The 10,578-nt window shown below is 71.4% G+C and carries 9 protein-coding genes and 1 pseudogene; 5 read left to right on the top strand and 5 right to left on the bottom strand.

The genetic code is table 11. The features are described from left to right. Positions 1-35: 35 nt before the first annotated feature. Positions 36-1,637: an MFS transporter gene (locus CA983_RS33370; protein ID WP_086604524.1), complete on the bottom strand. Its 1,602-nt coding sequence runs from the start codon at positions 1,635-1,637 to the stop codon at positions 36-38. A 298-nt stretch (positions 1,638-1,935) separates the two neighbouring features. Between CA983_RS33370 and CA983_RS33365 the strand changes: the two genes are divergently transcribed. Together CA983_RS33365 and CA983_RS33360 are read left to right on the top strand one after the other, a co-directional pair. Next, on the top strand, positions 1,936-3,165 hold the full coding sequence (locus CA983_RS33365) for a hypothetical protein (RefSeq protein WP_086604526.1): 1,230 nt from the start codon (positions 1,936-1,938) through the stop codon (positions 3,163-3,165). A gap of 227 nt (positions 3,166-3,392) precedes the next feature. Beyond that, the gene (locus tag CA983_RS33360; protein ID WP_086604523.1) at positions 3,393-4,394 is read left to right on the top strand and encodes a phosphatase PAP2 family protein; all 1,002 of its coding nucleotides are present in this window, start codon (positions 3,393-3,395) and stop codon (positions 4,392-4,394) included. A gap of 89 nt (positions 4,395-4,483) precedes the next feature. Here CA983_RS33360 and CA983_RS33355 read toward each other — a convergent pair whose 3' ends face one another. Beyond that, a complete protein-coding gene (locus CA983_RS33355) occupies positions 4,484-4,699 on the bottom strand; it encodes an I78 family peptidase inhibitor (RefSeq protein ID WP_086604522.1) in 216 nt (71 codons plus the stop codon). Positions 4,700-5,127: 428 nt separating this feature from the next. On the opposite strand from CA983_RS33355, the pseudogene ctaD reads away from it, so the two are divergent. Beyond that, positions 5,128-6,699: pseudogene (gene ctaD / locus CA983_RS33350) on the top strand (aa3-type cytochrome oxidase subunit I); the annotation flags it as partial. On the opposite strand, the gene CA983_RS33345 reads toward ctaD, so the two are convergent. The 3 genes from CA983_RS33345 to CA983_RS33335 are packed head-to-tail and all read right to left on the bottom strand — an operon-like array spanning position 6,698 to position 9,602. Beyond that, entirely contained in the window at positions 6,698-7,738 is a 1,041-nt protein-coding gene (locus tag CA983_RS33345; protein WP_107500305.1) for a WYL domain-containing protein, read from the bottom strand. The pseudogene ctaD and the gene CA983_RS33345 sit on opposite strands and share 2 nt — an antisense overlap. Before the next feature lie 39 nt (positions 7,739-7,777). Beyond that, positions 7,778-9,064, bottom strand: a complete 1,287-nt coding sequence (locus tag CA983_RS33340) for an ABC transporter substrate-binding protein (RefSeq protein WP_086604520.1) — start codon at positions 9,062-9,064, stop codon at positions 7,778-7,780. Next, on the bottom strand, positions 9,039-9,602 hold the full coding sequence (locus CA983_RS33335) for an MTB12 C-terminal domain-containing protein (protein ID WP_086604525.1): 564 nt from the start codon (positions 9,600-9,602) through the stop codon (positions 9,039-9,041). The genes CA983_RS33340 and CA983_RS33335 overlap by 26 nt, the downstream gene beginning before the upstream one ends. Positions 9,603-9,745: 143 nt before the next feature. Between CA983_RS33335 and CA983_RS33330 the strand changes: the two genes are divergently transcribed. Further along, the gene (locus tag CA983_RS33330; protein WP_086604519.1) at positions 9,746-10,234 is read left to right on the top strand and encodes a hypothetical protein; all 489 of its coding nucleotides are present in this window, start codon (positions 9,746-9,748) and stop codon (positions 10,232-10,234) included. A 9-nt stretch (positions 10,235-10,243) separates the two neighbouring features. Next, a partial coding sequence (locus CA983_RS33325; protein WP_425276493.1) for an ABC transporter permease subunit occupies positions 10,244-10,578 on the top strand: 335 nt, incomplete at its 3' end.

Here is a 10,578-nt window from a genome sequence, read left to right as displayed (position 1 = left end):
GATACGGGTGGCGCGTGGGTGGGCAATAAAGGGCGTCACACCGAGACGCGCGACTCCGCGGCGTCCCTGGGGGCGGGCAGCTCCACCGCACCGGCGCCCTCGCACTGCATGGCCCGCGGCAACCGCAACGCCATCACCGCGCCGAGCAGCAACAACCCCGCGCTCACCAGCAACGTCACATGCAGCCCGTGCACAAACGCGTCCCGCGCGGCATGCCGCAGAGCAACCCCGGCAACCCCGCCCAGCTGCGCAGCGACCTCGTACGCCTCCCCCAGCGAATGTCCCGCCGAAGAGGACGCCGACTCCGGCACACCGGGCACGCCCGACAGCCCGGGCGCGTACGCCGCGTTCATCACCGTGCCGAGCAGCGCGATCCCGATCCCCGCCCCCAGCTGGTACGACGTCTCCCCGATCGCCGCCGCCCCACCGGCCTGCTCCTGCGGCGCCTCGCTCAGCATCGACTCGTACGCCCCGAACAGCGTCGTCTCCAGCCCGAAGCCGAGCAGCACGAACCCGGTCAGCATCAGCGCGCAGTCGTCCGTCCGGCCCAGCGCCGTCAGCAGCAACACCGCGAACGCGGTCAGACAGAACCCGGAGCACACCATCCGCCGCGGCCCGAACCGCCGCAGCATCCGCGCCCCGGCCAGCCCGGCCGCCATCGCCGCGAACGTCAGCGGCAGCAGCCGCAGCCCCGTCTCCAGCGGCGACAGCCCGAGCACGAGCTGGAGGTACTGCGCGGCGATCAGTTCGAGACCGACCAGCGCGAGCATCGCCAGCACGATGCACCCGACGGACGTGCTGAACGCCGGCCGCGCGAACATCTTGAGGTCGACCAGCGGCTGCGCCCGCCGCCGCTGCCGCCGTACGAAGGCGGCCAGCAGCGCCGCGCCCACGACCAGCGGCAGCACGGTGAGCAGGCCCCCGACCGACTCCCCGCCGCCGAGCCGCTTGACGCCCAGCACCACCCCGAACAGCCCGATGGCCGCCATCAGCGCGCCGACGACGTCCCAGGGCCCTTCGCCGTCACCCTTCGACTCGGGCAGCAGCAGTCGCCCCACCGGGAGACTGACCAGCATCAATGGGATGTTGACGAGGAACACCGAGCCCCACCAGAAGTGCTCCAGCAGGAAGCCGCCGAGCAGTGGCCCGATCGCCGCGCCCACCGCGGCCACGGCGCTCCAGATGCCGATCGCGAGTGCCCGCTCGCGCCGGTCCGGGAACACCTGCCGCAGGATCGACAAGGTCGCCGGCATGATCATCGCGCCGCCCACGCCGAGCAGCGCCCGCGCCAGGATCAGTACCTGGGCGTTGTCCGCCAGGGCAGCGAGGCCCGAGGCGACGCCGAACAGCGCGTACCCGAGGAGCAGGACCCTTCTGCGGCCGACGCGGTCGCCCAGCGTGCCGAACAGGATGAGCAGCGAGGCGCAGACGAGCGGGTAGATGTCGACGATCCAGAGCAGCTCTATCCCGCCGGGCTTCAGGTCCTCGGTGACGGCGGGAACCGCCACGTGCAGCACGGTGGCGTCGACGGCGACCAGCAGCAGGCTGACGCAGAGGACGACGAGAACCACCCAGCGGTTGGCACCGGCCCCGGCCGCCCGACGGCGCAGTGCGGCGGCCGTGGTCGTCCCGGACATGTACGTACCTCCCAGATGTTCCCTCGCGATCGGCGGGCTCACGGGGTGGGGGACGCCCCCGCGACTCGGCCGGAGAGGAGCGGTGGTCTCCGGCCCGCGCAAACGAAAAGCGAGTGACACGTCAGAGTACGCGAGTCCGCGCGGGAGCCGAGTGGCGGACCTCTCACCCGTCCGGCGGAAAGATGTGGCGTACGCCACTCTCCCCTCCGTCGTCCACTCCCCCGCCGTCGACCACTCCCCGTCGTCGTCCACGCCCCGGGCGGCCGGCCGGTTCCGGCCCGGGTCGATAATCGGGCCCGTGACCGATCTTGAGACGCGCGCGGCCCCGTCCCGCGCCGGGGCGCTGCGCCGGGCGGCCCCGGCGCTCCTCGGGTACGCGGCCGTCCGCGCCCTGGGCCTCGTCGCCCTGGCCCTGTGGAGCGCGGCGCGCGACAAGAGCGCGTACACGCTGCTGACCGCTCGCTGGGACGCGCTCTGGTACACCAGGGTCGCCGAACTCGGCTACGGCTACGAGGTGCGTCTGGCGAACGGGGACGTGCACTCGAACCTCGCGTTCTTCCCGCTGCTGCCCTGGCTGGAGCGGCTGGTGGCGGCGGTGTCCCCGCTGTCGTACGCGGACGGCGGTTTTCTCGTCAGCCTCTTCACCTCCCTCGCCGCGGCGTGGGGGATCTTCGCGGTCGCGGACCATGTGTACGGCCGCCGGGCCGGGGTGTGCGCGGTGCTGCTGTGGGCCGTGCTCCCGGTCGGGATCGTGCAGTCGATGGCGTACAGCGAGTCGCTGTTCACGGCGCTCGCCGCGTGGTCGCTGTACGCGGTTCTGACCGGCCGCTGGGTGACCGCGGGCACGCTGGCCCTGCTGGCGGGGCTGACCCGCCCGGTCGGGGTGGCGGTGGTGGCCGCCGTGTGGGTGGCGGGCATCGCCTCCTTCACACAGGAGCGGCGCGCGGGTCCTTCCGCACAGGAACGGCGCACGGGTCCTTCCGCACGGGAACGGCGCGCGGGCGACGCCGACGGCCCCGGCCCCGGTCCGCGCACCCGCCGTGTCCTCGGCATGCTGCTGGCCCCCCTCGGCACCGCCGGATACGTGCTGTGGGTCGGCCACCGCACCGGCAAGGGTCCGCTCGGCTATCTCGACGTGCAGGCGGGATGGCGCAACGGGTTCGACGGGGGTTACGCCTTCGCCCGGTTCGTCGCCGAAAAGTTCACGTCGTTTCCCTCGGTCCTGGCCGGTGCCGGGCTGATCGCCGGGGTCGTGTCAGTCGTTTGGCTGTATGTGGTCGGCGTACGTCAGCGCCAGCCGCTCCCGCTGCTGGTCTACACCGGAGTCGTGACCGCGCTCGCCCTGTGCGCGTCGAGCTACTTCGGCTCGAAGCCGCGCCTGCTGATGCCCGCCTTCCCGCTGCTGCTGCCCCTCGCCCTGGCCATGGCCCGGCTGCGTATGCGCAGGTCAGCGCTGGTTCTCGGGCCGATGGCGGTCGCCTCGGCGGTGTACGGGGCGTTCTGGCTGAACGGCTCGGGTCCGCCCTGACCCGCTGTGAGCGCCGGGAGAATTGCGCACGATGCTCCGGTGAACGAATTCAAAAGCGCAATAAAACCCCCGTCCGGAATGATCAAAGGAATTGAAGGCCGCAGCGCCCGGCGATTACGGATTCGCTGGAAATAAACCTCCTCCTGAGAGGAATCCCACATCACATCGTCATCACAAAGCCGTTGATTCGACAGGGATCCGAGCTCACTCGCTGTAACGTCGATTGGGTGCGTACCGAACCGAAGCTCACCCGTCTGGACCGGGTGTTCGCCCGGCTGGACCGTGAGCCGGAACGACCGGCCCACATCGATGTGCCGAAGATGAGCAGGCACCGCATCGTGCTCCTCGCGGCGACCCTGGCCTTCTACGGCGCGATCGTGTGGGCCGTGATCATCACGTCCTGGCTCGTCCGCCTCGACTGGCAGGTCATGTTCTTCCGGCCGTACCAGCAGTGGTCGGAGATCCACTGGTTCGTCGACTACTACGTGGTGCTCGGCCAGCGCGGTCCGACCGCGGTGATGGTCGCGGCCTGGCTGGGCTGGCGCTCCTGGCGGCAGCACACCCTGCGTCCGCTGCTCGCCCTCGGCGTCTCGCTGCTCCTGCTGAACATCACGGTCGGCGCCGCCAAGTACGGCATGGGCCGGCTGGGACCGCACTACGCGACCGTGATCGGCTCGAACGAGATGTGGCGCGGCGGCGATATATTTCCGAGCGGTCACACCGCCAACGCCGTGGTGACCTGGGGAATCCTGGCCTACATGGCCTCCACCCCGAGAGCGCGCCGCTGGCTGTCCGCCGTGTCCGCGGTGACCTCGCTCGGCGTCGGGATGGCCACCGTCTACCTCGGTACGCACTGGCTGAGCGATGTGCTGCTGGGCTGGGCCGCGGGGCTGCTGATCCTGCTGGCCCTGCCGTGGTTCGAGCCGCTGATCGCCCGTTCCGAGGCCAGGATCTTCGACCTGCGCGACCGCCTGCGGGCCCGCCGGAGCCGTACGGCGTCGGCTGCCGTGCCGGTCGGCGCGCCGCACGTGGTGGTCACGCCGCTGCCCGCCGACCGGGACGACGTCGCGGCCGGCTCGCACCGGGCCCCGGTCTACCTGGCGCCGGGGCCGCACACGGCCCGCTCGGAGCGCACGCCGATCTCCCCCACGGGCAGCCGCCGCCCGCCGCACGCGGAGCGGCATCCCCGCGGCTCGGCCTCCTCGGCCCGCCCCCTGACGGGCGGCTGACCAGGACGGACGGCAGGAGCGGTGCGCACACATCGTCCCGGTACGGCGAAGGCCCCGGTTCCGAGCGGAACCGGGGCCTTCGCGGTGTCTCAGCCCTTCCAGGCCCGCGCCACCCGGCCGCCCTTCACCTCGAAGTTCAGCCGGCCCACGCGGTACTCCATCGTGATGATCGCCCCCGGTGGCAGGGAGCGCACCGTCGACCAGCCGCGCTCACGCGCGAGGTGTTCGGCCCGGCCGGCCTCCAGGCCGACATAGGTGTCCGGACTGTCGTCGGGTTCCGCGGAAGGTGTCGGAATCGGTGCCATGCCGCCACGCTATGCCGTGCCCGGCGACCATGGAAGTCCGGGCCGGTAACCCGGTCACCGTCCCTCCCCTGTCACGCTTCTGTCACAAGATCACGACAGGTGTTTCGGGCGCTGTCCGTCACACGGACGAGCGGTTTCGTAGGCCTTCCGCAGGCATTCGATCGCAATTTCCGTGTGTCACATGAGCCCATGGAAAAGCCCGGCGGAAAGTTCCGGGAGAAGTGATCTCGGGGCCCCATTCCATTCCGGGGCCGCACCGGGCCGGCGGAGCCGCGCCGCACAGGAAATGCACGGCTTCGACACAGAGAGGCCGGTACGCCCCCTGTCGGTGCGCTCGGTGACGCGAGCATCATGGCGTGAGCTCGCGGGCACATGTGGCGCGGGCGTCGGCGGGCCCGGCACGCGAGGAGCGAAGGGGCGAGCGAGCGATGGGGACGCAGACCGTACAGGCGACGGCGCGGCCCGTGCCGAGGAAGCAGCACGGGCGGGTGGTGGTCGACTGGCTGACCACGACGGACCACAAGAAGATCGGTCACCTCTACCTGATCACGTCCTTCGTGTTCTTCCTGATCGCCGGGGTGATGGCGCTGCTGATGCGCGCCGAGCTGGCCCGCCCCGGACTGCAGATCATCACCAACGAGCAGTTCAACCAGGCCTTCACGCTGCACGGCACGATCATGCTGCTGCTGTTCGCGACACCGACCTTCGCGGGCTTCGCCAACGAGCTGATGCCGTTGCAGATCGGGGCCCCCGACGTCGCCTTCCCGCGGCTGAACATGTTCTCGTACTGGCTGTTCCTCTTCGGCGGGCTGATCGTGCTCGGCTCACTGCTGGTGCCCTCCGGGCCGGCGGACTTCGGCTGGACCGCGTACGCCCCGCTCAACAGCGCGGAGCGCACGCCGGGTATCGGGGCCGACCTGTGGATCATGGGGCTGGCGCTGTCGGGCTTCGGCACGATCCTCGGCGCGGTCAACTTCATCACCACGATCATCGGGATGCGCGCCCCGGGCATGACGATGTTCCGGATGCCGATCTTCGTATGGAACACCCTGTTCACGTCCATCCTGATCCTGATGGCGTTCCCGGTGCTCGCGGCGGCGCTGCTGGTGCTGGAGGCGGACCGGCGGTTCGGCTCGCAGGTCTTCGACGCGGCCAACGGCGGGGCGATCCTGTGGCAGCACCTGTTCTGGTTCTTCGGCCATCCCGAGGTGTACATCATCGCGCTGCCGTTCTTCGGCATCATCACGGAGATCATCCCGGTCTTCAGCCGCAAGCCGTTGTTCGGCTATCTGACGCTGGTCGGGGCGACGATGGCGATCACCGGCCTGTCGATGGTCGTGTGGGCGCACCACATGTTCGCCACCGGCGCGGTGTTGCTGCCGTTCTTCTCCTTCATGAGCTTCCTGATCGCGGTGCCGACGGGCGTGAAGATCTTCAACTGGGCCGGCACCATGCTGAAGGGCTCGCTGTCGTTCGAGACGCCGATGCTGTGGGCGACAGGCTTCCTGGTGACGTTCCTGTTCGGCGGGCTGACCGGGGTGATCCTGGCGTCGCCGCCGCTGGACTTCCATGTGACGGACACGTACTTCGTGGTGGCGCACTTCCACTACGTCGTCTTCGGCACCGTCGTCTTCGCGATCTTCGCCGGCCTCTTCTTCTGGTGGCCGAAGTTCACTGGGAAGATGCTCGACGAGCGGCTCGGCAAGATCCAGTTCTGGACGCTCTTCGTCGGTTTCCACACCACGTTCCTGGTCCAGCACTGGCTGGGCGCCGAGGGCATGCCCCGCCGGTACGCGGACTACCTCGCCGCGGACGGATTCACGGCGCTCAACACCGTCTCGACGATCGGCGCGTTCCTGCTCGGCATGTCGACGCTGCCGTTCCTCTACAACGTGTGGAAGACCGCCAAGTACGGCGAGAAGGTCGAGGTCGACGACCCCTGGGGTTACGGGCGCTCCCTGGAGTGGGCGACCTCCTGCCCGCCGCCCCGGCACAACTTCACGACGCTGCCCCGGATCCGCTCGGAGTCGCCGGCGTTCGACCTGCACCATCCGCAGTACGCGGCGGTGACTGCGCAGCCCGAGCCAAAGCGCCATCAAGCCGGTCGCGAGTCCTCCTGATCGCCTCGATCAGCCCGTCGGGTTCGAGCACCTCGAACTCGAAGCCCAGCATCATCACGTGGATCACCATCACGTCGAGGCTCCCGGCGCCGCAGCGCAGCAGGCAGCTGTCCGGGCCCTCCTCCTCCAGCACCCCGGCGCTGGGCGAGATGTGCGCGGCGGCCTCCTCCAGGGGCGCCAAGAGCCGCACGACGGCGTGGGTGGCGTACACACGGGTGGAGACGCCCTGGGAGACGTAGGCGGCGAGGTCCTCGGCGGGCGACTCGCGCGGCACGAAGCGCGGGCCGTGCGGTGGCCTCGGCGTGATGCGGTCCACGCGGAACGTGCGCCAGTCCTGCCGGTCGAGGTCCCAGGCGACCAGGTACCAGCGGCGCTCGGAGCACACCAGGCGGTGCGGTTCGACACTGCGGCGGCTGGTGGTGCCGTCGTGGCCGCGGTACTCGAAGCGCAGGCGCTCGGCGTCCCGGCAGAGGTGGGCGAGCTCCGTCAGCACGGCGGGGTCGACGGCGTCGGGCACAGGGCCGCGCAGCATCGGCACGGTGAAGGCGTTCAGGGCGCCCACGCGGCGGCGCAGCCGGTTCGGCAGCACGTGTTCCAGTTTGGCGAGGGCCCGTACCGACGTCTCGCCGATGCCCTCGATGCCCTGCCCGGCCGCCGTGCGCAGCCCGATCGCCACGGCGACGGCCTCGTCGTCGTCCAGGAGCAGCGGCGGCAGCTCGGCGCCCGCCCCCAGCTGGTAGCCGCCGCCCGTGCCGGGGCTGGCGTTGACCGGGTAGCCGAGTTCGCGCAGCCGGTCCACGTCGCGGCGCAGGGTGCGGGCGCTGACGCCGAGTCGCTGCGCCAGATCCGGGCCGGACCACTCGCGGTGGGCCTGGAGCAGGGACAGCAGGCGCAGCAGGCGGGCCGAGGTCTCCAACATGGGGGCGAGTCTGCCAGCCCTTGCGGACAGCCGCTGTCCTCAAGGCTCGTAGGCCAGTTGGGGGACGTCGAAGCAGGTGCGGTTCATGTCCCCCTGGCTGACCCAGCCCTTGCCGTCCTGCCAGCGGGCCACCGACAGGCAGGTCCGGCTGGTCCTCGGCGGCTCGGGGCGCCGCTCGAACTCGACGGGCAGGAGCAGTCCGCCCGCGGTGTACCCCTCGCCGCGGTTCATGTAGGCGTCGACGCACGCGCGCGTGATGCCCGACTTCGCGCAGGACCGCGCGGCGTCCGTGAACCACCGGGCGGCCGCCCAGCCCTCCAGCTGCCACTGCGAGTGCGTCTCCAGGTCCTTCGTCGCCTCGCGGAACTCCCGTACGGCCGGGTGGCCGGTGTCGTCGTAGTTGCGGCTGGAGCCGGTCGCCCAGAGGGCGTTGCGGCAGCGCGGGGCGTCCTTGTAGGCGTCGGCGACGGTGGACGTCCAGTTCTGCACGTTGGTCACCTTGGCGGTGACGTCGGCGCCGGCCTCGTCCATGGCCTGGCACAGCCGGGCGTTGCCGTGGCTGTCGATGGCGTCGAAGACGAGGTCGGCGCCCTGTTCCTTCAGGTCGGCCGCGACGGCGCGGAAGTTGGGCAGGGCGAAGTCGACCTGCTCGGTGACGACCTGGTAGCCCTCGGCGCGCAGGCCCCGTTCGACGAGCCGGGCGTAGGCGGCGGACGCGGACTGGTTGTAGGAGACGACGGCGGCGGTCCGGGCGCCGTGCTCGCGCTTGAAGTAGCGGTAGACCTCGGTGCCGCCGTACAGCTTGCCGTCCCAGCCGGTGGTGCCGTCGCGCGGCGCGAGGCTGCCGTAGATGCCGTAGAGGTGCGGGTAGGTGTCGTAGGCGCTGCCGATGGGCTGGCCGCCGATGTCGGGCACGCGCGCGCGTGAGACGCGGGAGGCTCCCGCGTAGTCGAAGGCGGTGGTGGCGACCAGGGCGACCACCTCGTCCTCCTCGACCAGCCGGTGCACGCACTCGTTGTTGCCGACGCCGCTGCCGCCGTCGTCGCACAGGCGCACCTCCACGCGGCGGCCGTCGATGCCCCCGCGCGCGTTGAGCCGGTCGAACCACGCCTTGGCGCCGTCGCGCGGGCCGGTGAAGGCGGCGCCGCCGACCGGGCTGGTGGCGCTGGCGATGATGCCGACCCGCAGGGGCGCGGTGTCGCGGGGCGCCGAGGTGCGGTCGTCGTGCTCGAAGTTGCTCTCCGGGAGCCGGCTGCCGCAGGCCGCGCTCAAGGCCAGCAGCAGCACCGCGGCGAGTACCTCAGCAGCCCGGGACCGGCGACGCATTGCCGCTCAGCTTCACCAGCGCGCACAGCGTCTTGGCGGACACCTTCCAGGTGCCGTCCTGCTCGACGGCCGTCCCGGAGGCGTCCGGCAGGGCCGTGGCGCCCTTCAGGGTGAGCGTGTACGTCACGTCGGCCTCGGTCGCCGAGGTGAACTCGATCTTGGTGACCTTCGCCTGGACCTGCCCGCCGCGCTCGTCGCCGCTGAAGGCCTCAAGGACGGGGCCCATCCGGTCGCCGTTCTCCAGGACGGCCTGCTTGTCCTGGGTCGAGGTCTTCGGGTCGAAGAACTTCTGCCAGTTCTGCCTGATCTCCGTCTCGGCCGCGGCCCGGTCGGCCGGCGCGCTGGCCGGTGCGCTCGTGGTCCGGTCCACGGTCGGTCGGGGCGGCGTGGCCTCGCTGCCGCCGCCGTTGTCGTCGCCGCATGCCGCGAGGGCCGGGGCGAGGGCCAGGACCAGGGCGGCCGTGATCGCCGTACCCCGTCCCGCGGTTCGCGGGCCCCGTGTCGCGTTCCCCCGCCTGAGGTCGCTGCCGAGAACCATCTGGCTCACCACCGGGTGTCGGTCCGGGCCATGTGCGCCCGGTGCTTTCAGGGTCAGCTTCCAAGAGGCATAGTGCAAGCGATCGGCGGACTTGAACAGGCAGCCAGGCGCGTGCCCGGACAACCGACGTGTGGGAGCCAGCGATGCGGACAAGCCGACTGCGGACCGTGCATCCCGTCCTCTGGGCCGGTTGGGTGGCGCTGGCCGCCGGCGCGGTGCTGTGCGTGGTGGGCTGGTACGGCGTCTCCGGGGAGCGCTTCGCCGAACGGCAGCTGCCGTACCTCGCCTCCTGCACGGTCCCCGGCGCGGCCCTGATCATCTCGGGGGCGGTGCTGCTGGCCCACGGCCGGAGCTCGATCGCCGCCGCGCGCGTGGAGGAGCTGTACGGCCTGCTGGTGGCGGCCGAGCCCGACGACGCCGGTCGGACGGCCGCCGGGACCGGGCAGGCCGCGCTCGCGCCCCTCGCGGTCAGCGGCGAGCTGCTGATGGTGCCGGGCGGCACGCTGTGGCACCGCGCGGACTGCCCGCTGGTCGCGGGGAAGGCGGAGGCGGTTCCGGTGGACTCCAAGCTGGTGGCGAGCGGCGAGCTGGGCCCGTGCCCGATCTGCGAGCCCGCCGAAGAGACCGACTGAGCCCGGCCGATGTCCTCGCTGACGTACGACCTCACCCTGGCCGGCCTGGCGGTCGGCAGCGCGGCGGCGCTGACCGGGATCGGCCTGATCGTGACGTACCGCGCGACCGGCGTGCTGAACTTCGCGCACGGCGCGATCGCGATGGTGTGCGCCTACGCGCTGCGGCAGTGCGTGGTCGAGTGGGGCTGGCCGCTGTGGCTCGGGGCCGCGGTGACGCTGCTGGTGCTGGCGCCGGGGCTGGGTGTCGTGCTGGAACGGTTCGTCTTCCGGCCCCTGGCGGTCCTCGGCGGTGACCCGGCGCAGACGCTGGTGGCGTCCATCGGGGTGTTCGTGCTGCTGGTGGG

The organism is Streptomyces swartbergensis, assembly GCF_002148965.1.
GTDB classification, from domain to species: Bacteria; Actinomycetota; Actinomycetes; order Streptomycetales; family Streptomycetaceae; genus Streptomyces; species Streptomyces swartbergensis.
This window is presented reverse-complemented; position numbering and strand designations above follow the sequence as displayed.